General features: G+C 71.9%; 19 protein-coding genes and 1 pseudogene. 11 read left to right on the top strand and 9 right to left on the bottom strand.

Annotation, left to right across the window (positions count from 1 at the left end; genetic code table 11):
• Positions 1–75 precede the first annotated feature (75 nt).
• The gene (locus ACZ4IF_RS17230) at positions 76–990 is read left to right on the top strand and encodes a hypothetical protein (protein WP_467563675.1); all 915 of its coding nucleotides are present in this window, start codon (positions 76–78) and stop codon (positions 988–990) included.
• A 102-nt stretch (positions 991–1,092) separates the two neighbouring features.
• Here the strand turns inward: ACZ4IF_RS17230 and ACZ4IF_RS17225 are convergent, their stop codons facing one another.
• On the bottom strand, positions 1,093–2,748 hold the full coding sequence (locus ACZ4IF_RS17225; RefSeq protein WP_467563673.1) for an acyl-CoA dehydrogenase family protein: 1,656 nt from the start codon (positions 2,746–2,748) through the stop codon (positions 1,093–1,095).
• 25 nt (positions 2,749–2,773) lie between these two features.
• Positions 2,774–3,382, bottom strand: coding sequence for a TetR/AcrR family transcriptional regulator (locus tag ACZ4IF_RS17220; RefSeq protein ID WP_467563671.1), 609 nt, complete (start codon positions 3,380–3,382; stop codon positions 2,774–2,776).
• A 72-nt stretch (positions 3,383–3,454) separates the two neighbouring features.
• Here ACZ4IF_RS17220 and ACZ4IF_RS17215 point away from each other — a divergent pair.
• From ACZ4IF_RS17215 to ACZ4IF_RS17195, 5 genes and pseudogenes are all read left to right on the top strand, one after another.
• Positions 3,455–4,593, top strand: a pseudogene (locus ACZ4IF_RS17215) (class I adenylate-forming enzyme family protein).
• 65 nt (positions 4,594–4,658) lie between these two features.
• On the top strand, positions 4,659–5,261 hold the full coding sequence (locus ACZ4IF_RS17210; RefSeq protein ID WP_467563669.1) for a TetR/AcrR family transcriptional regulator: 603 nt from the start codon (positions 4,659–4,661) through the stop codon (positions 5,259–5,261).
• 245 nt (positions 5,262–5,506) lie between these two features.
• A complete protein-coding gene (locus tag ACZ4IF_RS17205; protein WP_467563667.1) occupies positions 5,507–6,442 on the top strand; it encodes a TauD/TfdA dioxygenase family protein in 936 nt (311 codons plus the stop codon).
• A gap of 107 nt (positions 6,443–6,549) precedes the next feature.
• Entirely contained in the window at positions 6,550–7,848 is a 1,299-nt protein-coding gene (locus ACZ4IF_RS17200; protein ID WP_467563665.1) for an MFS transporter, read from the top strand.
• Between the two features lie 63 nt (positions 7,849–7,911).
• Positions 7,912–9,624: an aldehyde dehydrogenase family protein gene (locus tag ACZ4IF_RS17195; RefSeq protein ID WP_467563663.1), complete on the top strand. Its 1,713-nt coding sequence runs from the start codon at positions 7,912–7,914 to the stop codon at positions 9,622–9,624.
• Positions 9,625–9,626: 2 nt separating this feature from the next.
• Here the strand turns inward: ACZ4IF_RS17195 and ACZ4IF_RS17190 are convergent, their stop codons facing one another.
• Positions 9,627–10,454, bottom strand: coding sequence for a hypothetical protein (locus tag ACZ4IF_RS17190; protein WP_467563661.1), 828 nt, complete (start codon positions 10,452–10,454; stop codon positions 9,627–9,629).
• Between the two features lie 207 nt (positions 10,455–10,661).
• Positions 10,662–11,561: an Lrp/AsnC family transcriptional regulator gene (locus ACZ4IF_RS17185; protein WP_467563659.1), complete on the bottom strand. Its 900-nt coding sequence runs from the start codon at positions 11,559–11,561 to the stop codon at positions 10,662–10,664.
• 215 nt (positions 11,562–11,776) lie between these two features.
• Here ACZ4IF_RS17185 and ACZ4IF_RS17180 point away from each other — a divergent pair, with 215 nt between their 5' ends.
• From ACZ4IF_RS17180 to ACZ4IF_RS17170, 3 genes are all read left to right on the top strand, one after another.
• Positions 11,777–12,796, top strand: a complete 1,020-nt coding sequence (locus ACZ4IF_RS17180; protein ID WP_467563657.1) for a C-terminal binding protein — start codon at positions 11,777–11,779, stop codon at positions 12,794–12,796.
• On the top strand, positions 12,793–13,578 hold the full coding sequence (locus tag ACZ4IF_RS17175; RefSeq protein ID WP_467563655.1) for a class II aldolase/adducin family protein: 786 nt from the start codon (positions 12,793–12,795) through the stop codon (positions 13,576–13,578). The genes ACZ4IF_RS17180 and ACZ4IF_RS17175 overlap by 4 nt, the downstream gene beginning before the upstream one ends.
• 260 nt (positions 13,579–13,838) lie before the next feature.
• Complete coding sequence (locus ACZ4IF_RS17170) at positions 13,839–14,972, top strand: glycoside hydrolase family 12 protein (protein WP_467563653.1); 1,134 nt, start codon at positions 13,839–13,841, stop codon at positions 14,970–14,972.
• A 121-nt stretch (positions 14,973–15,093) separates the two neighbouring features.
• Here ACZ4IF_RS17170 and ACZ4IF_RS17165 read toward each other — a convergent pair whose 3' ends face one another.
• Complete coding sequence (locus ACZ4IF_RS17165) at positions 15,094–16,170, bottom strand: class I SAM-dependent methyltransferase (protein ID WP_467563651.1); 1,077 nt, start codon at positions 16,168–16,170, stop codon at positions 15,094–15,096.
• Positions 16,171–16,724: 554 nt separating this feature from the next.
• Here ACZ4IF_RS17165 and ACZ4IF_RS17160 point away from each other — a divergent pair.
• Positions 16,725–17,531, top strand: coding sequence for a hypothetical protein (locus tag ACZ4IF_RS17160; RefSeq protein ID WP_467563649.1), 807 nt, complete (start codon positions 16,725–16,727; stop codon positions 17,529–17,531).
• Between the two features lie 314 nt (positions 17,532–17,845).
• Positions 17,846–18,466 (top strand): LysE family translocator, encoded by a 621-nt coding sequence (locus tag ACZ4IF_RS17155; protein WP_467563647.1) that lies wholly within the window; start codon positions 17,846–17,848, stop codon positions 18,464–18,466.
• 46 nt (positions 18,467–18,512) lie between these two features.
• Here the strand turns inward: ACZ4IF_RS17155 and ACZ4IF_RS17150 are convergent, their stop codons facing one another.
• The 4 genes from ACZ4IF_RS17150 to ACZ4IF_RS17135 all read right to left on the bottom strand — a co-directional run bounded on the left by ACZ4IF_RS17150 (position 18,513) and on the right by ACZ4IF_RS17135 (position 22,294).
• On the bottom strand, positions 18,513–18,740 hold the full coding sequence (locus tag ACZ4IF_RS17150) for a hypothetical protein (protein ID WP_467563645.1): 228 nt from the start codon (positions 18,738–18,740) through the stop codon (positions 18,513–18,515).
• A gap of 195 nt (positions 18,741–18,935) precedes the next feature.
• On the bottom strand, positions 18,936–20,264 hold the full coding sequence (locus ACZ4IF_RS17145; RefSeq protein WP_467563643.1) for a lipocalin-like domain-containing protein: 1,329 nt from the start codon (positions 20,262–20,264) through the stop codon (positions 18,936–18,938).
• Positions 20,265–20,462: 198 nt separating this feature from the next.
• Positions 20,463–21,155, bottom strand: coding sequence for an NAD(P)-dependent oxidoreductase (locus tag ACZ4IF_RS17140; protein ID WP_467563641.1), 693 nt, complete (start codon positions 21,153–21,155; stop codon positions 20,463–20,465).
• 98 nt (positions 21,156–21,253) lie between these two features.
• Positions 21,254–22,294 (bottom strand): EamA family transporter, encoded by a 1,041-nt coding sequence (locus tag ACZ4IF_RS17135; protein ID WP_467563639.1) that lies wholly within the window; start codon positions 22,292–22,294, stop codon positions 21,254–21,256.
• Positions 22,295–22,296 lie beyond the last annotated feature (2 nt).

Genomic DNA, 22,296 nt, shown 5'->3' with positions numbered 1-22,296 from the left:
AGGCGGGTTGTCGCAGGGCTCGTCATGCCGCTCCGGGGATGATCGGCATGCCGTCAACGACTGCTCGTACGCGAGGTGTTGGCACGGCCCGACCGGGATGCCTGCCTGGCCCTGGTGCGCGCCGCCGCGCCGCAGCCGGGCCCGGAGGACCGGCTGCGCCGGGCCGCCGAGCGGGCGGCGGCCGAGGCGTACGGCGATCCGACGCTGCTCGGTTCGGTCCTGTCGACCCTGCGGGAGAACGCGCGACGCGCCGGCCGGCTGCGCGAAGCCGTCGGCACCGGCGAGCGCGCGCTCGACCTCGCCGAGCAGTCCGGAGATCCCACGGCCGCCGCGTTCGAGCGGGCGAACCTCGCCGAACTGCACCTGCTGCTGGAGGAGCCCGAGAAGGCCCGCACCCTCGCCGAGGCGGCGGTGGCCGGTGCCGATCCCGACGGTGCCTGGTGCCTGCCGTACGCGCTGGCGACGCCGGCCCGGGTGCGGATGCGGGCGGGTGCGACGGCGGACGCCGAAGCGCTCCTGGACCGTGCCGAGGCGTCCGCCGGTGAACGCGGCGACCGGCAGGTCGGTCACGAGGTGCGTACGGCACGCGCCGAACTCGCCCTGTGCACGCACCGCCCGCACTTGGCGCTGCGGACCCTCGACCGCTTCGCGGACGACGCGCCGGTCCTGGTGGCCCGGGGCGAACTCTTCTCAGGACGGGCGGAGTCCGCGCGACGGATCGCACTCGCGGAGGTCCGGCGAGCGGGCCGGACGGGCGAGCGGCCGGCCGAGGCGGAGGCACGGGTCGCCCTCGCCGTCTCCCGGGCCGGGCTCCAGCGGACGGAGGAGGCCGACGAGGCGCTCACGCGGGCCGAGGCGCTGGCCTCGACGCTGCCCTATCCGGCCGGGAGCCGACGCGCGACCGCGGCGCGCGGTCTGATGGACGGCGGCGGTGCGGCGGACGGCGAAGGACCGAGCCACTTTCTGTGGTTCGGGCTCGTCGCAGCATGACGAGCCCGATTCGGGGTGTGCCTCCGCACGGTGCGGGTGCCCGCCGGACACCCGCACCGTGCGGAGGGCGGGGCGCGGCCGACGGCGCCCCGCCGGATCCCGTCAGACGGGGAGCCGCTCCAGCAGTCCGGAGAAGTCCGTGCCGGGCGGCAGCGTTCCGAAGGCGAGGCCCTGGTCCCCGGAGAGACGCGAGGCGCAGAACGCGTCGGCGACCGCGGCCGGCGCGTGCCGGACCAGCAGCGAGCCCTGGAGCACCAGGGCCGCCCGCTCGATGACACGGCGGGCGCGCAGCGGAGCGTCCTCGGTCAGGACGAGTTCGCTCCGCAACTCCCGCCAGGCGGTGTCGAGTCGGTGATCGGCACCGGCCGCCGCCTCGATCTCGGCACGGAAGGCCTCCAGCGACTCGGGCTCCCGGGCCAGGGCACGCAGCATGTCGAGGGCGTTGACGTTGCCGGAGCCTTCCCAGATGCCGTTGAGCGGGGCGTCGCGGTACAGCCGCGGCAGGCCTGAGGCCTCGTCATATCCGTTGCCGCCGAGGCATTCCAGTGCCTCGGCGACGGCGGCGGGCTGACGCTTGCACACCCAGTACTTGCCGACCGCCGTGGCAAGGCGCAGGAAGGCACGCTCCTGGGCGTCGCCGCGCCGGGCCCGGTCGGTGGCCCCGGCCAGCCGCAGCGCGAGCGTGGTCGCGGCCTCCGACTCCAGGCCCAGGTCGGCCAGGACGTTGCGCATCAGGGGCTGGTCCACGAGCCTGGCGCCGAACACCGTGCGGTGGCGTGCGTGGTGGGCGGCCTGGGCGAGCGCGGCGCGGGTCCCGGAGGCGGAGCCGAGCACACAGTCGAGCCGGGTCATGGTGACCATGTCGATGATGGTGCGCACACCCTTGCCCTCGTCCCCGACGAGCCACGCCACGGTGTCGTCGAACTCGGGCTCGCTGCTCGCGTTGGAGCGGTTGCCGAGCTTGTCCTTGAGCCGCTGGATGCGGAAGGTGTTGCGGCTGCCGTCGGGCAGGACACGCGGGACGAGGAAGCAGGACAGGCCGCCCGGTGCCTGCGCGAGGACGAGGAACAGGTCATTCATCGGCGCGCTGGTGAACCACTTGTGCCCGCGCAACCGCCAGGTCCCGTCGGGCTGTTCGGCGGCCGCGGTCGTGTTGGCGCGCACATCGGTGCCGCCCTGCTTCTCCGTCATGCCCATCCCGGCGAGCAGGCCGCGCTTGTCGGCCGGGGTGCGCAGACCGGGATCGTAGACACGGCTGGTGAGCAGCGGCTCGTACGCCTTGGCGAGATCGGGGGTGTGGCGCAGCGCCGGGACCACCGCGTAGGTCATGGACACGGGGCAGCCGTGTCCGGCCTCGGCGCTGCTCCACACCATGAACCCGGCGGCGCGCGCCACGTGTGCGCCCTCGCGCTCGTCGGCCCAGGCGCTGCCGCCGAGCCCCTCGCCGATCGCCACGTCCATCAGCGCGTGGTACGAGGGGTGGAAGTCGACCTCGTCGACGCGGTGGCCGTAACGGTCGTGGGTGCGCAGCACCGGCTCGTACCGGTTGGCCTCGTCCGCCCAGCGCTGCACCTCCTCGCTGCCCGTGCGACGGCCGAGCCGGTGCAGGTCGTCCAGGTACCAGGCGGCACCCTCGCGGCGCACGCCCTCGATCAGCACCGGGTCGTCGGCGACGTCGTGCCCGGCCAACGGCGGCGGCTGGTTGGTCACTTCGTGCGTCACGGCGGCGGGGTGGCTGCGCGGTGCGGGCGTGGACATCGGGCCTCCTGGGAGCGGGGTCGGGTCAGACGGACGGGGCGCCCGCGCAGCGCAGGGCCATGGACCTGAGCTCTGCGAGGAGCTCGTCGGTGGCGTCCTCGTCGGGTGCGCCGAGCGGGTCGACGAGGACCTCGCCGATCGCGCCCGTGAGCGCGGCGGCGGTGATCTCGCCGTTCTGGGCGGGCAGCAGTCCCGCCGTCATGCCTTCGCGGACCACTTCCGCGAACAGGGCGCGGTAGCGGCGGCGGAAGTCGAGGCGCTCGACGCCGACGGCGGGTTCGGCCGGCGCGGCGAGCAGGGCGTAGGCGAGTCCGCGGTTCTCCAGCGCGCGACGGGCGAAGACCTCCACGCCGCGGGCGAGCCGTTCCACGGCGGTGCCGGGTCCTTCGAGGACCTGCGCCAGCACCTCCACCTCGCGTCCGGCCGCACGCCGGAACACCTCGACGGCGAGGGCCGACTTGGACGCGAAGTGCTGGTAGACCGAGCCCGCCGCGATCCCGGCCGAGTCGGCGACAGCGGTCACCGAGGCCTGCGACCAGCCCACCTCGGCGACGACCGCGGTGGCGCAGGCCACGAGGTGGTCCCGGGCCGCTTCGAGCCGTCGGACTTCGGCGGGTGTCTTGCGATAGGCCATGCAAGAAGTGAACCATCATTCAGAGTTTCCCGCTACGACCGGTCGCCCGGTCAGGCTCGTCAGGAGAACGTGATGCACCTCGGTGCCCTGCTGGACAGCGCTGTTCGCTCGGCCGGAAACAAGGAAGCCGTCGTCTACGGCGGGCAGCGATGGGCCTACGAGGAGTTCGCCGAAGCCGCCCGCCGTGCCGCGACCGTGCTGCGGCAGGCCGGGCTGCGGCCCGGCGACCGACTGGCCGTGATGACGGCGCAGATCCTGTACACCTCGGGCACGTCCGGCACTCCCAAGGGGTGCGTGCACACCCGTCGCGGGGTCGCGCTGACGGCGACGTACACCGCGGCCGCGATCCCCCTCCACCGGGATGAGCGCTTCTTGATCTGCATGTCGATCTGGCACGCGCGGCACGCTGGAGACCATCCAGCGGGAACGCGTCACCGCGATGTTCGGGGCGCCCATCGCGCTCGTCGCCCCGGTGCAGACCGTCGAGGACTTCTCCGACCACGACCTCACGTCCGTCCGCTCCTGGATCTACGGAGCCGGACCGCTCGACGAGGAACACCGCACGTCGTCTGATGAAGGCGTACGGATCGGACGACTTCCACCAGGTGTACGGGATGAGCGAGATGGGCCCTGTGGGGTCGTCGTTGTCTCCGGCGGAACAGGTGGAGAGGGCCGGCGCGATCGGGCGCGGCGGCATGCCGGGCGTGGATCCGAGGGTCGTCCGACCGGACGGCGTCGACGCCGGCCCGGGGCAGACCGGTGAGATCTGGCTGCGCTCCGACACCCGTATGGTCGGATACCTCGACGACGCACCGGCCACTGCCGAGGCGTTCGCGGGGGACCGGTACCGGAGCGGCGATCTCGGCCGGGTCGACGAGGACGGCTTCGTCACCGTCGTCGACCGGATGAAGGACGTGATCGTCACCGGTGGTGAGAACGTCGCCTCCCAGGAGGTCGAGGGGGCGCTGCGAGCTCACCCGGACGTCCTCGACGTCGCCGTCGTCGGGCGCCCGCACTGGGGCGAGACCGTGGTGGTCGTCGTGGTGGCTCGGGGGAGTGCGATGCTGGGCCTGGCGGGGATGCGCGCGTGGCTGGATCCGCGGATCGCCCGCTACAGGATCCCGCGCGAGCTCGTCCTGCGGCCGGAGCTGCCCCGTACGCCCTCCGGCAAGGTCACCAAGCATGTGCTCCGGGCCGAGATGAGCGCGTAGACGTACGTGCGGCGGGCGCCGTACCCCGCGGGCGGCACGGTGCGGGGCCCGCGTATGGTCACGACATGTCCGAGGAGCAGGTGGAGCAGGCGCGCAGAGGGCCGGGACGACCCCGGGAGGAACGCGTCACCCGAGCCGTGCTGGACGCCGTCGTCGAGCTGGTGGCGGAGAACGGCATGGGCGCGCTGACCATGGACGCCGTCGCGGCTCGTGCCGGGGTGAGCAAGCCCGCCATGTACCGGCGCTGGTCCACGAAACAGGACCTCGTCATCGCCGCCGCCGAGTCCAGGATCGGGCCCCTGACCGTGCCGGACATGGGTGACTTCCGGGCCGAGCTGCGGGCCGTGCTGACGGCTCGCACGAAGGCGTACCGGCAGCCCGGTGTCGGCCGCCTGCTCGCCGGTGTGATCGGCTCCGCCGCCGAGGCGGATGCGGAACCCGCCGCCTATCGTGCCTACACCGCACGGGTCATGAGCGAGACCCGGCATCTGCTGGAACGCGGTGTCGCGCGCGGAGACGTGCGCCCGGACGTCGACGTGCCGGCCGCGGCGACGCTCGTGGCGGCCTCGCTGGTCTTCCGGCTGGTCGGCGAACAGCGCCTGCCGGACGAGGCGCTCGTCGAGTCCGTAGTGGATCTGATCGGACGGGCGGTCGCCGCCCGGGCGTGACCACGGGGCGGCGCCCCTTGTGACCACGGGGCGGCGCCCCTTGTGACGACGGGCCGACGCCCCTCGTCGAACTCCTTGAGCGCGCGGCGCGTTGTGACGCCGACGCGCCCTCCGGCATGCCCGGAAGAGCATCCGGAGCCGGCGGACCTGCTGGAAAACAACCTGTCCCGACCCCTTGCCCCGCCGCATCGCAATATCGATACTGCCGGTTACGTAATCAGCGGACCGCTGTCGGGAGGAACCCCATGCACGACGTCGCGACCCATCCTGTGAGCAACCCCAAGCCCGTCCTGGACAAGCCCCTCATGCACTACGGGAGCCGTGTCCTCGAACGGCTCGCGCCCGGCGCGGAGCCGTGCGCCTACCGGCTGATCGAGATCAGCCCGATGACCCCGCACTTCGGCGCCGTCCTCGGCGGAGTCGACCTGACCCGGCCGATCACCGAAGAACTCGCCGAGGAACTGCGGCGGGCGCTGCTGGAGTGGAAGGTGATCTTCTTCCGGAACCAGACCGGCTTCACCGCCGACCACCAGCTCGCGCTGTCCGGCATCTGGGGCCCGCCGGAACCGAACCCGTTCTTCCCGAAGGCCGGAACCGCGGGCGTCTCCCGGCTCGCCAAGGACGCCAAGGCGGCCGGCAACAAGAACATCTGGCACAGCGACCACTCCTTCATGGCCGCTCCCGCGCTCGGCTCCGTCCTGCGCGCGGTGGAGGTGCCCGCAGCGGGCGGCGACACCATGTGGGCGGACATGGGTGCGGCCTACGACAACCTTCCGGACGAGACGAAGGCGCGGATCGAGAACCTCACCGCGGTCCACGACTGGGAACCCAGCTGGGGCGCCCTCATGAACGACGAGCAGAAGACCGCCTTCCGCCGGCACTGGCCGCAGGTCGAACACCCGGTCGCGGTCCGCCACCCGCGCAGCGGCCGCAGGACCCTGTACGTCAACGAACCTTTCACCACCCGCATCAAGGGGCTGTCCGACGCGGAGAGCCGCGAACTGCTCGACATCCTGGTCCTCCAGGCACGCATCCCCGAGTACCAGGTCCGCTTCCACTGGGAGCCCGACTCGATCGCCGTCTGGGACAACATCGCCACCCAGCACTACGCGATCAACGACTACTTCCCGCAGCGCCGCGTGATGGAGCGCATCGCCATCGCCGGGGTCCGGCTGTCCTGAACCGGCTTCGGCCCGCACAGCCCGCCGTCCCAGGCGGTGCGGGCCCGGCTCGTCGTCCTCCACGGCCTACCGCGTACGGCCGTCAGCCCTCTTCCTCAGGAGCACCCATGACCGCCGTACCCGCCGCGACCCGGCACTCCGCTGGGCCCACCGGAGCCACCGGCAGCCCCAGTGCCCGCGCCTGGACGGTCACCGCGCTGCTCGTGGTCTTCATGATGGTCAACTTCGCGGACAAGTCGGTCCTCGGTCTGGCCGCCGACGAGATCCGCGGGGACCTCCACCTGAGTGCCACGCAGTTCGGCCTCGCCAACAGCGCGTTCTTCCTGCTGTTCTCCGTCGCCGCGGTCGTCGTCGGACTGGCCGCCGACCGGGTGTCGCCCAAAGCACTGCTCCTGGTGATGGCCTTCCTGTGGTCGGTCGCCCAGGTCCCCGCGGCGATCGGCGGCGGGCTCACCGTGCTGGTCGTGTCACGTGTCTTCCTCGGGGCGGCGGAAGGCCCGGCCTTCCCCGTCGCCCAGCAGGCCACGCTGGCGTGGTTCCCCGACCACCGGCGCAATCTGCCCGGCGCGCTGATCACTCTCGGCGTCACTCTCGGCGTGATCGTCTCCGCCCCCGGTCTGTCGTGGGTGATCCAGCACCACGGCTGGCGGGCGGCTCTGTGGGTCCTCGCGGCCGCCGGCCTGGTGTGGGTCGCGGCCTGGGCCAGGTTCGGCGCGGACGGCCGCCACGGCACAGCGCCCCAGGACACCGCCGTGCGTCCGTCTGCGCGGACCGCACCTCCGTACCGGAAGATCTTCGCCAGCCGCACCTGGATCGGCGCGACCCTGGCCTACTTCACCAGCTACTGGGCCGTCGCGTTGATGCTCGTGTGGCTGCCGTCCTACCTCCGCAACGCCCTCGGCTACTCGGCTCACGACGCCGGCATCGTCGTCGTGGTCCCCTGGACGATCGGTGCCGTCGTACTGCTCGCCCAGGCCGGGATCACCGGGCGTCTGATGCGGCGGGGCGTCAGCACCCGTCGGGCCCGTGGCTGGGTCGGCGGGTGGCTGCTCGCCCTCGGCGCCGCCTGCTGTCTTGCCCTGCCGCTCGTCGACGGCCCTGCCCCGAAGACCGTCCTGGTCGCTCTCGGCTTCGGGCTCGGCGGATCGTACGCGACCGTCGCCGCGACCACCGTCGCCGAACTCGCGCCGCCCGCCAGGAGCGGCGGTGCCCTGGGCACGATGAACGCGGTGGTGACGGCGGCCGGTCTCGCCGCCCCCGTCGCCGTCGGCGCCCTGGTCGACGCGCAGGGCAGCGGTGGCTACGAGAGCGCCGTCCTGCTGTCCGGCCTGCTCCTCGCCGCCGGAGCCGCCGCGTCCTTCCTGCTCGTCGACCCGGCCCGGGACGTCGCCCGGCTCGGCAGCTGACCCGTCCCACCGGGCCGCATGCCGCAGCGGCCCGCGCACCCGTCACCGCACTGGAGTGGACCCTTGAACGCCGCACCCGCACTCGAACGCACCACCCTCGATCACGCCGTCGCCGATCTGCGCGACCACGCCGCCACCTGGTCCGCCACGGCGCTCCCGGAACGGATCGCCCTGTTGGAGCGGATGCTTCCCCGCATCGCCGCCGGAGCAGCCGAGGTCGTTGCCGAGGCCGCCCGCGCCAAGGGGTACGGACCCACATCGGTGTGGGCCACCGAAGACTGGGTGACGGCACCGTGGGCGCTGGCGCAGACCGTGAGCGCCTACCTGCACGTGCTGCGGCGCCTCGCCGCCGGACAGGACCCCGTCGCGGCGAAAGCCGTGCGTGAGCGCGACGGCCGCACCGTCGTCGACGTCTTCCCCGCCACCGTCTCCGACCGCCTGCTGCTCAACGGCTTCAGCGCCGAGGTGTGGACACTGCCCGGTACGACCCGCGAACAGGCGCTGGTCCGTGCCGCGGGGCAGTACCGCGGCGCCGCGTCCGGCCCGCGCGTCGCGCTGGTGCTCGGCGCCGGCAACGTACCTGCCATCACACCGCTCGACATCCTGCACAAGCTGTACGCCGAAGGGCAGGTCGTCCTCGCCAAGATGAACCCGGTGAACGCCTACCTCAGGCCTCACCTCGAGAAGGTGTTCACCGAGTTCGTGGACCGCGGCTGGGTCCGCTTCGTCGACGGCGGCGCCGGGGAGGGCGCCTATCTCACGGCGCACGTGGGCGTCGACACCATCCATGTCACCGGCAGCGAACGCACCCACGACGCCATCGTCTGGGGCACGGACGAGCGGGCCGAGCAGCGCCGCCGTGACGACACCCCGCTCAACGACAAGCCGTTCACGAGCGAGTTGGGCGGGGTGAGCCCCTGCATCGTGGCTCCCGGGCCGTGGAGCGCGGCGGACTTCCGCTACCAGGCCGAGCACATCGTCACCAGCAAGATGAACAACTCCGGCCACAACTGCGTCGCCAGCCAGATCCTTGTCGTGCCCCGCCACTGGGACGGCACCGAGCGGCTGCTCGCCGAGGTCCGCCGCGTGCTCGGCGAACTCCCGTCCCGCACCGACTACTACCCCGGCGCGGGCGAGCGCCTCGAAGCGGTGACCCGGGCCCACCCGGAGGCCGAGTCGCTGGGCGGTGACAACTGCCGCCTCCTCGTCCCGGACATCACCGACGAGGACGACCCGATGCTCACGGTCGAGGTGTTCGCCAGCGCCCTCGGAGTCGTGCGGCTGCCGGGCGACGACGCGTCCCGGTTCCTGCGCGCGGCCACGGAGTTCGCCAACGACAAGCTGCCCGGGACTCTCGGCGCCACGCTGCTGGTCCATCCTCGAACCCACCGCGCACACCGCACCGCCGTGGACACGGCCGTCACCGCACTCCGGTACGGCACGGTCGGTGTCAACTGCTGGTCGGCGTTCGGGTTCCTCCTGGGCTACACGCCCTGGGGCGCCCACCCGGGACACAGTCGCCAGGAGATCGGCAGCGGCATCGGATTCGTGCACAACGCCTTCATGCTGGAGGACGTCGAGAAGACCGTCCTGCGGGCGCCGTTCGCCCCCGCACCGCGCGGCCTGTTCACCGGATCGTTCTCGCTGTCACCCCGCCCCCCGTACTTCGTCACCAACCGCACGGGCCGCATCACGATGGCGCGTCTCACGGCCTACACCTCGGACCCGAAGGCGGTCAGGCTGCCGGGCATCTTCGTCTCCGCTCTGCGCGGCTGAGGTCAGGGCTTCGACCGCGTTGCGACGGTGCACCGCGCGACGCGTGGCGAGGCGGACGCGGAAACGCTGGGGCCCGGCCCGCACCGCCCGGTCGGCGGCGCGGGCCGGACCCACGGCTGGTGATGTCCGTCAGGCCCCGGTCGACACCGGTGCCGACGCGGACACGGCGGGCAGGTCCGGTTCCCGCGGCGGTCTCGGCGGCGACGCGCCGCAGGTGGTACGTCCGCAGCCACAGGGTGCACCAGATGCCGATGACGGAGACCGCCATGAGCGCGACCGCCGGGGGCCAGGAGGCGCCTCCGGCCGGGGACGACAGTCAGACCGCGGTGTCCGGTGCGAAGCCGGCGAAGACCAGGTTGCAGTACGACGCCCACGAGGCCGGCGGCGACGACCTCGTGCGCGCCGATCCGGTCGCCCAGAAGCGGCAGGAACGGGGTGACCACGAATTCCAGGAACGCGGCCAGGGTGAGGCCGTTGAGGAGCATGGACTCGGACAGGCGCAGGTCGTCGGTGCCGTAGGACAGCAGGTAGCTGGTCACGACGTAGTAGCCGCCGGTCGCGGTGGCGAGCGCGAACACGCCCGTGAGAACCGTCTTCCAGCTCTTGTGCAGCACCTCGGCGACGGGCAGCCTGCGGTCGCCCTGCTCCGCCCGGTCGGCGTGGATGTCTTCCATCACCGGGGAGTCCTCCAGCTCGGTGCGCACCACCAGGCCGATGACGACGAGGACCGAGGAGGCGAGGAAGACCTCCTGGGCGCGCAGCAGATGGTCCGCCATGATCTCGTCCGGCTCGGAGAGGTGGAAGTTCGGTCCGTGGTTGCCGATCTTCACTCCGGCCGGGCCGGTGAGCAGATCGCGGGCCGCGTCGCACAGCTGCCCGTTGGGGTCGCCGCCCGGGAAGCGGCCGGTGTCGATCGGTCCTCTCGCGTGGCCCCGCTCGCCCTTCGCGCCGCGTCCGCGGTCGCCCTTCGCGCCCGTCCACGGTGGCCCTTCGTGCGCCGCCCCGGTCGCCTTTCGTACTCCGCCCCGGCCGCCGCCTCAGGTGGTCCGCGGCCCGAGGTCGTAACGCTCCTTGACCAGCTCCAGATGCAGCCAGCTCTCCACCTCGCGCACCTCGGGCAGGGCGCGCATGTCCTCCAGCGTCGCGCGCACCGCGCCGAACGACTCCGCCGTGACGGTGCCGACCAGCTCCGCGCGGCCCAGGCAGGTCGACAGGAACGTGACCCTCTCGAACTTCGCCACCTGCTCGGCCACGGGTGCGGCCTGTCCGGCCACCCGCAGGCTGAACCCGCAGAGGTAGCCCATGCCCAGCACGTCGGGCCGGACCAGCGCGACCACCTTGGCCACGCCGCCGTCCAGCAGTCGCAGGGTCCGCGAACGGGTCGCGCCGGCCGACAGTCCGACGCGACCCGCCAGTTCCGCGAAGGGCAGCCGCCCGTCCTCCTCCAGTTCGGCGAGGATGCGGTCGTCCAGCGCGTCCTGCAGGGCGACCGTGGGCTCCTCGGGCAGCAGATACGGATCCTTCACATGCCGGGTCGCCACCAGTGGATCCACGCTGCGGACCCCGGGCAGGGCGCGGATGCGCTCGACGGTCCGCTCCAGTTCGGCGAAGCCGGACGTGCGCAGTTCCGTCATGATCGACCGTCGTCCGCTGGTCAGCGTCACGAACGGGGCCTCGGGGAGCGTGGCGATCTCCCGCGCGACCGGGGCGGCGGGACCGTCGGTGTCGATGGCCAGATGGGCCGAGGCGGTCAGTCGCCGCACGGCCGGATGCACGATGGCCACGACACGCACGACCCCCGACTCCTGGAGCCGCTGCACCCGCATGCGGGTCGCCGGACGGGACAGGCCGACCCGCTGGGCCAGCGTCTCGTACGTCAGACGGCCGTCCGTCTGCAGCTCCCGCACGATCGACAGGTCGGTCTCGTCGAGATCCACGTGAAGGTCCCCTCCGTTGGCTGGTTCTCCGCCCGGCCCCGGGGTCGGGCGGCCGTTCGCTCATTGTCGGTCAGCCGGCGGGGTGCCCCGGCACCACGGGGGCGAGGTCGTCCGCTTGCCGCTGGAACAACCATCTCATCCGGGCTGGACAATGCATGCTGCCGAAACGTAGGTTCTGTGCCACATTGACGAGCGAATCATTGATGGAGGATGGTGTGACGCGACCCGTCGCCGTGATCACCGACACGGGGGAACTCGATCCCGAACCCGGAGTCGGACTCCTGGACGAGGCCGGATTCGAGGTGCGCGTCGTCGGCAGCCCCGACGCGGACGCGATCGCCGCCGTCGCTCACGACGCCGACGCCGTCATCGTCGGCTACGCCCGGATCGACGGCGCGCTGCTGGACCGGATGCCCAAGGTGCGGATGCTCGCCACCATGTCCGCCGGCCACGACATGATCGACACCGTCGAGGCCTCCCGCCGGGGTGTATGGGTGGCCAACCTGCCGCACTCGGCAACCGAGGACGTCGCCGTCCACGCCCTGGCCCAGGCCCTCTCGCTGACCCGGCGCCTTCCGCAGGCCGACGTGGTCGTCCGGGCGGGCGGCTGGAGCACCGACTTCGGCGAAGTGCCGCGCCGGGCCGGCGAGATGACCCTCGGGCTCCTCGGCATGGGCCGCATCGCCCGTACCCTGGCCCGCCTCGCCGCCCCGGTCTTCGGCCGGGTCGCCGCACACGACCCGCACGCCGCGGACTGGCCCGACGGAGTCGAGCGGCTCCACCTGGACATCCTCGTCGAGAACGCCGGCGTGCTGTCGCTGCACGTCCCCTCCACCCCGCGGACCCGCGGCATGGTGAACGCCGAACTGCTCGCACGGATGCCCCAGGGCAGCGTGCTCGTCCACGTGGCCCGCGGCGACCTCGTCGACCCCGAAGCCCTCCTCGCGGCGCTCGACACGGGGCACCTCGCGGGTGCGGCCCTCGACGTCTTCCCCGTCGAACCCCCCGCCGCCACCGACCGCCTGCGCACCCACCCGCGACTGCTGCTCTCGCCACACAGCGCCTTCCTCACCGACGCCTCGCTGCGCGCCTACGCGACAGAGCCCGCCCGCAACGTCATCGCCTGGTGGAGGACCGGACGGCCCCACACGCCCGTGACCGTCCCGGCAGGAGTCGCCGCACCCGCCTGCGACATCACCGCCCGCACGCCCCGTACGCAAGGAGCACCCGCGTGACCGACACCCTCACGACCGCCGCCGCAGTCGACGCCACCGCGGAGGAAGAGCGGCGGCTGCGACGCGAACTGGCCGCCGTCTACCGGCTCGTGGCCCACTTCCGCATGACCGACCTGATCTTCACCCACATCTCGCAGCGACTGCCGGGCCCCGACAACCACTTCCTCATCAACCCCTATGGACTCCTCTTCGAGGAGATCACCGCCTCCAACCTGGTGAAGATCGACCTGGACGGCAACCCCGTCGAACCCACACCGCACCGGGTCAACCCGGCCGGATTCGTGATCCACAGCGCGATCCACAAGGCCCGCCCCGACGCGCACTGCGTGCTGCACACGCACACCAAGGCCGGCTGCGCCGTGGCCGCCCAGCGCGACGGGCTGCTGCCGGTCAACCAGATGTCGATGGAATTCCACAACCGCGTCGGCTACCACGACTACGAAGGCGTCGCCCTCAACCTCGACGAGCAGCAGCGCCTCGTCACCGACCTCGGGCGCCACCCGGCGCTCATCCTGCGCAACCACGGACTGCTCACCGTCGGCGAGAGCGCCGCCCGGGCGTTCCTGCGCATGTACTACCTGGAGAAGGCCTGCGAGATCCAGGTCACCGCCCAGGCCGGCGGCGTCCCGCTGGTCCTGCCTCCCGCCCAGGTCTGCGAGTACACCGCCCAGCAGCTGGCCGGCGAGGCGGACGCCGACTTCCAGGACGACATCGCCTACGACCTGGCCTGGGCAGCATTGCTGCGACTCGTGGAGCGGATCGCTCCCGACTACAAGGACTGATCGAGGCCGGCGTGTGGTGATCCGGCCGGGCCGGGGCGACCGTGGTGCGTCGGCCCGGCCCGCCGTCGACTGTCGGGCGACTGACCTGGGCATTCGAAAGCGGTTCGACGGAGTTGCCGCGTTCTCTCTTGTCAGGGCCATGCCCTACTCCTACAGTCTCGTTCAAACCGGGAGGATGGGAGCGCTCCCACCTTTCGACTTGTGGGAGCGCTCCCGCGATCGTCCTCGTCTCCCGGCACCCCCCCACAGAGAGGACCACCATGAGATCGCTCCGGCATCAAGCGCGCACGGCTCGCGCCCTGTGTGCGGCGCTCCTCATGACCTTGGGCGCCTTCGCGGGGCTCGCGATCGGCGCGGGTTCCGCGCAGGCCGACACCTCGATCTGCGAGGCGTTCGGCACGACCACGATCCAGGGCCGCTACGTCGTCCAGAACAACCGGTGGGGCACCAGCGCCCCGCAGTGCATCGACGTCACCGGCACCGGCTTCCGGATCAGCAGGGCGGACGGATCGGTTCCCACCAACGGCGCTCCGAAGTCCTACCCGTCGGTCTACAACGGCTGCCACTACACGAACTGTTCGCCCGGAACCAACCTCCCCGCCCGGCTGGACGGCATCTCCAGCGCCCCGACCTCCATCTCGTACACCTATGGGGGCGGCACGACCTACGACGCCGCCTACGACATATGGCTCGACCCGACCCCGCGGAAGGACGGTGTGAACAAGACCGAGATCATGGTCTGGTTCAACCATGTGGGGCCGGTGCAGCCGGTGGGATCCCCGGTGGGCAGCGCGGCGGTCGCCGGACGCGACTGGCAGGTGTGGTCGGGCAACAACGGTTCCAACGACGTGCTGTCCTTCGTCGCACCCTCCGCGATCGGCAGCTGGAGCTTCGACGTGATGGACTTCGTCCGCCAGGCGGTGTCCCGCGGACTGGCCCAGCCCTCCTGGTACCTGACGAGCATTCAGGCCGGCTTCGAGCCGTGGGAGAACGGGACGGGACTCGCCGTCGACACCTTCTCCGCGAGCGTCGACACCGCCTCGGGACCGACCGGCCCGGGTGACCCGCAGCCGTCCGGCGCCTGCACTGTCACGTACGGCACCAATGTCTGGCCCGGCGGCTTCACGGCCGACGTCACCGTGACCAACACCGGCTCGACCGCCGTCCAGGGATGGAACCTCGCGTTCGCCCTGCCGTCGGGACAGCGGATCGCCAACGCCTGGGACGCCACGGTCTCTTCGGCCGCGGGAGCGGTCACGGCATCCGGCCTCGCGTACAACTCGCGCATCCCGGCGGGTGGCAGCCAGACCTTCGGGTTCCAGGGCACCTACGGCGGCTCGTTCGCCAAGCCCGCGCAGTTCAGCCTGAACGGCTCCGCCTGCACGGCCAACTAGCGAACCCGACGGGCTGATCACCCGTCCCGGTGTCCCGGTGCCGGGGTCCGTCCGACTTCCTCGCCCCGCTCGGGCGGACCCCTCCCGGCACCGGTGTCCCAAGGCCAGGGGAACGCTGCCGTCACCGGCGCGTCAGGCGCAGGGCGACGAAGTGCCAATGCGTCTCGACCGCCTCGGGGTCCGCCGCCGCGCGGTCCCGCAGACCTGTGGCGAACGCCGCCGCCAGCGCATCGACCTCGACGTCGCTGCGGCCGGGCGCCAGCGAGCTGAACAAGGAGGGCAGGAAGGCGGCTTGGAAGAACGCCGTCACCTCGTGCGCGAACTCCTGGGCGTCACCGCTCCGCTCGAACCGCTCCAGCAGATCGTCGGGGAGCGCGACGAGAGTGTGCTCCTCGACCCGGAAGGCGTCCGACACGGGCCCCGTGCGCAGGGGAGCGAGGAACTCCTCCTCGGTGCGGTTCCAAGTGGGGATGGTCATCCGCGCGTACTCGTCCGGCGTGATCTCCTTCTGCCGCACCAGGTCGCCGAGTACGGCGTCGGCGGCGTCCATCAGCCCCTCGGCGGCACTGGACCCGTCGTCCGCGGACGCGCCGCCGAGGACCACGAGCTGCCCGCCGGCGCGCAGCTCCCGCGCCCGCAGTTCGAGGAAGGTCTCCCAGTCGCGCCGGGACTGCGCCCGCAGCGCCTCGCGCACGTCGCCGGTCGCCCGGGAGCAGAAGATGTGGTCGGGGACGGGCCGGGGGAGACGGGACAGCCAGTGCACGGCGATCGCGCTCCAGACCACGTGCAGCTCCGCGGGCGGGAACAGCGGTTCGTAGAAGGAGCGGGCCTCGGCGCAGGCGAATACCTCCGGTTCGTGCGCGTAGGACTGGGGGGAGCCGGTGACGGTGGAGAACAGCGCGTTGAAGTCGTTCGCCGGGATGTCGGTGTGGACCACCACGACGGGCGTGACGGCACTGGTGCGTTTCCGGATGTCCTCGACGAGAGCCCCCATGGGTTCGAGCGAGTTGGTCCCGGCGGCGACCCCGAGATCGGCGACGCGGAACACCTCGTCACCCTCCGGGAGCGGAACCACTTCCAGCGCCCGGTGCAACAGGGGCATCCCGTAGTCGGCGGCGTGGTGTTGGGCCCTGGAGTGCAACGCGTACCCCTGGCCCATGGCGCCCTCGGCGGGCCGGGGAGCGACTCGTCTGCTCATGACGACCTCGCCTCGCCGGCAGTCACATCCCCCACGTCATCGTATCCACGATGGGGAGGCCGGGCGACATCACGGAGCGGGGCCGACGGCGCACGTCGCTGCGAGTCCTTACGCAATGCTGACGCCTCGGGAGAACGCTTCCGGCGGGCCCGGACCATGCGGCAGCCTGGGCTCGCCCGTCGTCGAGCGGCATGCCGATTCCGGACCCGGACGCGCGAGGCGCGGCGAGACGGAGCTGCCGCAGCGGTCGGCGGAGCACGGCTGCCCGCACCGCCGGGTCGGGCGTGGCAGGCATCGTCGCGGTGATAGGAAAGCGGCCGCCGCGGCGCCGGTGCCCCGGTCGCCGGACCGGGGCACCGGAGTGCCGTGCGAGATCCGCTCGCCCGGACCGAACCCCGGGGTCTTGATGGCGCGGGCCGGTGCCGGGGTGACCGGTCTCCGGGGGGAATGCTTGCGCGATCTTGACGCCATGGAGGCGGTCGGCCTGGTCGTTGGCTCCTACAATCGTGCTCGAATGCACGTGCGGGGGTGCGCGAGACAATTGAGGAGACACGGTGGGAGCGGGGGACAACAACCCGGCGCGGAACGTGATGTGGCTCTTGATCGCAGTCGCGACGCTCGCCGTAGGGGTGGGATCGGCCGTGGCGATCCGCGGAGCGCTGGAGCGGGAACGGGAGTTCCGCGCCGCGCCGGCCTGCACCTCCGTGCCGGTACGAGCGTCAGGATGCCTGTGGAAGCAGAAGTTCACCGTTCGGACGGCCGACACGCGCCGTGGTAAACGCGCCGCACCGGAGGCGCAGTTGGTGCTGCCCTCCGGCAAACCGTGGCACGTGACCTTCCGGAAGGCCGATCCGGTGGTCTCGGAGATGAAGCCGGACGACAAGGTCGTCGGTTTGATCTGGCACGGGCAGGTCGTCGAGGTACGGGATGCCGACGGACGGCGGCAGCAGACGTCCGAAGGGCCCGTGGGGTGGCCCGAAGACCGCCTCGGCGGTGCGCTCGCCTGCCTCTCGTTCGGCCTGACTGCCCTGGTCGGAGCGGTGTGGGGCCTCTTCGCCCGGGACAACAGGCGTCAGGCGACAGCGGCGAGGATCGTGCGGTGGCACGGCGTGGGCATGGGCGGGGCAGCCATCCTGACGCTCTGGGCCCAGTCGGCCAATGACTGGCCGATGTGGGCGATTCCGGTGATCTGGGGGTCGGTCGCCGCGCTGCTCCTCGTCACCATGCTGGGCTTCGCTGTCGGCGCGGTCCGCGGCGACCTGGACGACGAGACTCCGTCCTCCCCAGGACCGTCGTCACCGCCCCCGCCTCCACCACCGGCCCTGCCGACGGGCGGACCGGGCGGGAGGGCGACCGGCTGAGGAATTCGGTGCGGCCGACGGTGTGGTTCCGATGCGGTGTTCGCGACGGGGCGCCCGGCGTGATCGGCGGCCACCGTTCTCCGAGGCGTCGCCGGTCGCCGCCTGAACGATCGGTTTCCTCTACGGGTACCGGTCGAAAACTTTCGCTGGACCGATCGATGATCACCCGCGCACGCTGGGCCTGTGCCAGAGACTGTTGCCTCCCCCCGATCTCCCTGCGGCCCGTACGGCCCCCCGCCCGCACCCGGCGGGGTGACGGCCGAGTGGGCCGAGCCGACCGGACCGGTCACCCCGCCCGGCGGGAGGCCGACGGCGTGCTGACTCACTTCGTGGCCGCGCTCGGTGTGCTCTGTCTGCTCGTCGTGGTGCCCGGCCCCGACATGGCTGTCGTGACCCGGCGTGCCGTCGCGGCCGGCACGCCCGACGCGTTGCGGACCGTGGGCGGCATCGCGACCGGGCTGCTGGTCTGGGGCGCCCTGACCGTGGCGGGTCTCGCAGCGGTGCTGGCGTCTTCACCCATGGCCTACCTGACGGTCAGACTTCTGGGCGCGGGCTACCTGGTGCTCCTGGGGGTACAGGCGCTGCTACACAGCCGCCGCCCCCCGCCCACGGACGAGGGCAGGAGCAGTGCCCGTCTCGCGGGGAGCCCCTGGCGAACCGGTCTGATCGGCAACGTCCTCAACCCGAAGATCGCGGTCTTCTACACCGGACTGCTGCCCACACTCGCCCCTGCCCAGATGCCCGTCACGTGGGCCATGACGGTCCTGGTCCTCCTCCACACCGGTCTGACCCTGGCATGGCTGGGCAGTTACGTGCTGCTGCTGGCCAAGGCCCGGCCCGTCCTCGAAAGACCGGGGACGTTCCGCCTGCTCGGGCGGGCCACGGGCGTCGTGCTGATCGGGTTCGGCCTCGCGGTCGCCACCGCCGCCCACTGATCGCGTACCGAGTCGGCCGCCGTCACGGCGCGTTCGGGCGGCAGGGTCACGAGCCGGCGTTCGACTCGTGGCCGTTCCTGGGCCTGGACAGGCGTTCGCGCACGGCCCGACAGGCGCGTCCCCAGTTGGTGACCATGTACCAGCCCGAGCACAGGCTCAGGAGCGCACAGCTGACGAAGGTCTTTCGGTCGTCGCTGAGGGCCGTGCGATAGACGGCGTATCCGGTGAAGCAGGTGAGGAGGCCGGCGAGCAGGGTCCAGAAGGCGATTCTCATGGTGGCTCCCAGGATCACGCGACGAGGCGCCACCGTAGCTTCGGCACCCGCTTTGCGGGCCCTTTGGTCCTTGTTGGTGAACTCCTGACCCGGCGTGGCCACTTGAGTCACGACAATGATCCGCCACACGACGCACCAGGTGTCTTGACCGCACGCCTGTCCGACGACGTCACGGGACGACACCGCGCCTCCTCCTCAGGACGCGGACCCCGTCGGCGAAGCGCTGGACGTGGCGTTCTTCGGCGGTGCGGTGCGCAGACCGAACTGGGCCGCCTCGAGGGTCCCTGTTCCCGTACCCGCGGCGTGGAGGTCGGCGAGCGAGAGGGTGAGATCGTTGCGGGCGGCGTAGCGGGTGTACCAGATCTCGTCGATGGCGAGCTTCTTGAGGGCGGTCTTCTGCGCCTGGGTGGGGTCGGTGACGTACTGCCGGGCGACGATGAGCTGATCGGTGTCGGTGAAGGAGAAGTCGGCCTGGTCCTTGCCGTTCCTGTAGGTCCAGCGGACCGTGCTGAAGTAGTCGTCGGGGTAGGCGGAATCGGGGTGTGCCACGGGATCGGACTCCTGGGCCGTGACCTTCTGCGGATCGAACGCTCCGACCAGGCGCTCGCCGGACTTGGTGTCGTCGACGAGGAAGACGGGGACGACTGCGGAACCGTACTCCTTGCGGAGATGGAGATCGGCGCCGATCACCGCGTACGGGCCGACGGCTCCGCGGCCCCAGCGCCAGTGCTCGACGGAGTAGGGGAAGGGCCGGTTGCCCCAATTGTGGTCGTGGTAGCCGAGCCCGGTGAACGACCGCTTCTCTCCCTTGACGGTGACCGTGCCGGTGGCCGTGCCCGACGGCACCACGCACAGCCAGCCGAAGTAGTCCTCCGTGTCGCCGAAGTAGATGATGCCCGTGCCGGGGCGGAAGGGGGCCACCGTACTGGTCAGGGTCAGGTCGACGGTCACGTCGCCCGACTGGCCCTTCATGTGGTACGTCTTCAGGTCGCCGGTGAAGGTGAACGGACCCAGGCGCACGTTGCAGTGGTCCTTCGAGCTGCTGAACTCGTCCCAGCCGTAGGTGTGGACTCCTCCGTGGCTGGTGCCGTCGGGGTCGGTGACGATGACGCTCGACTTGGGCCTGCGGCCGGCCTCGCCCGGCTCGGGCACGAAGCCGTCGTCGACGCGGGTGCTGAGAGTGAAGGACACGACGGTGCCGTCGTCCCCGGTGAAGTCGGAGTACCACCACTCGAAGACGTTCGGGTCGTCGTTGTCCGCGGCGGTGCGGAAACCGTCCTCCCAGCTCTGGACGCTGTCACGCTTGAGCCCCGAGCGCGCGAAGTCGGCATCGGTGTGTCCGTATCCGTTGGACGTCAGCACACCTTCCGGCCCGGTGCCACTCGGTGTGGCCGCCGCGGCTTGCGTCTGCCGGTCCCGGGTGCACGCCGACGCGGCCAGACCCGGCACGGCAGCGAGCGCCCCCGCGGTCGCCGCCCTCGTCAGGAAGGCGCGACGGGACGGACGGGCGGTCTCATGAGCCATGGGATCTTCCTCGCATTCCGGTGCACGCGGCGCTGTCGTACAGGCCGCTCCCCGGCCTGCTCCCAACCGACGGCCTGCCTTCAGTCGACGCCGCCGGGGAGGCACGGGCATCCAGGAGGGACCCGAACGGGTGAGAGCCGTCACCGAACCCGCGGCATGCGACGAAGCCGCTCTCCGCGCCGCGGGTGACGAGCGGCCTCAGGACGACGGGAGCGCGTCGTGGTGGCCGACCGTGATGTGGCGTTCGCGACCCGGTGTCTCGAGTTCGTCGACCACGGCGACTGCGAGGTCCTCGGCGCTGATCCACGACCGGCCGTCGGCACCGGTGAGCAGGGTGTCGGTCCCGCGTCGGTAGCGGCCGGTCCTCTCACCGGGTTCGAGCAGTGCCGGCGGGCTCAAGTACACCCAGTCGCCGGTGTCATGGGCCTCGCAGATCCGTAGTTGAGCGATCCCGGCCGCGGCGACGGCCTTGTATGCGGCCGGCACATAGGCGTCGTTGTCGGCGACCGGCAGTTCGCGGTGGCCGGGGCTGCGCAACGCACCGGCCCCGCCGACCACGAGGACGCGGATCCCCAGCTCCGCGGAGATGTCCAGCACCATCCGGGTGGTGCCGACCAGGAACTCCTCGTCGACCGGATCGGTCCGCACCGCCAGCACGAGCACGTCCGCCACGCCCTTCGAGGAGGAGCCCGCAAGGGCCTCGCGGACGGCGTGCGCGTCGCCCGCGTCGACTGCCTTCGCCGTCACGTTCGCGGACCGGCGCGCCGACTCACGCTCCGACGCACGCGCGGGCTTCCGGGACAGGGCGAGCACCTGGTGCCCTCGTGCGCCGGCCTCGTCGGTCACACGGCTGCCGACCATGCCGGTGGCGCCGAGCACCGCGATCCTCATAGGTGTCCTCGCCGGATCCGCCCGCACCGTACTCCTCGCCACCGAACCGTCCCTCGCTGAACTCGTCAGTACCGAACTCTCCTTCACCGGTCCCGTCTTCATCGAACCCGTCCTCCTCCGGTCCGGTCTTGACCGCGATTCCGGATCTCGTCCCGGATCCGGTCCTCCGCTCGGATTCGCCGCTCTCCCTTGTGCGGGCCTGCGGATGCGCGGCGCGTGACCGGGCGGTGCAGGCCGTTCAGGCTCGGGGGATCGAGCTGCGCGGCGAGCAGGGCGGCCAGGGCGAGCACGAAACCGAAGGCCTGCGGCAGGCTGAGCGACTCGCCCGACACGATCCCTATGACGGTCGCGACAAGCGGTGACAGCAGCACCAACGGTGCGGACGCACCGACCGGCAGCTTCCCGATCCCGCGGAACCACAGCGCGTACGCGATCAGCCCACCCATGCTGCCGAGCCACAGGTAGCCGACGGTCGCTCCGGCGTCGATCCGCTCCGGCACGCCCTCGATCGCGCAGGTGAGCGGGAGCAGCAGCAGCCCGCCGGCCGTCAGTTGCCAGCCGGCCAGGGCCAGCGGACCGACCCCGGCGGGACGGCCCCACCGCTTGGTCAGGACGACCCCGCCGGCCATGGTGGCCGTACCACCGAGACCGGCGAGCACCCCGACGACGTTCAGCCCCGCCTCGGGCCCGAGCACGACGAGCCCGACACCCACGACACCGAGCACGCCCCAGGTCAGTCGCCACACCGTCGGCCGGTCGTGCAGCACCGCGACAGCCAGCCCGGCGACCAGCAGCGGCTGGGTGGCGCTGAGCGTGGCGGCGACACCGCCGGGGAGTCGTTCGGCCGCCAGGAACAGGAGCGGGAACAGTGCACCGATGTTGAGCGCGCCGAGAACGGCGGCCCTCCACCACCAGTCCCCGTGCGGCAGCACGCGGGTGATCGCCAGCGCGACCAACCCCGCGGGCAGGGCCCGCATCAGCCCGGCGAAGAGCGGATGCCCGGGCGGCAGCAGCTCCGTGGTCACGATGTACGTGGTGCCCCAGGACGCGGGAGCGAGCGCGGTCAGTGCGACGGTGGCCGCCCGCCCCGCGTACGCGGTGTGCGGAGGGCCCCCTGAGGGCGGGGTGGATGGATGCATGG

The sequence above is a fragment of the Streptomyces sp. NPDC025784 genome (assembly GCF_055558435.1).
The sequence above is the reverse complement of the archived record's forward strand: the minus strand, read 5'-3'. Positions and strand labels throughout refer to the sequence as shown.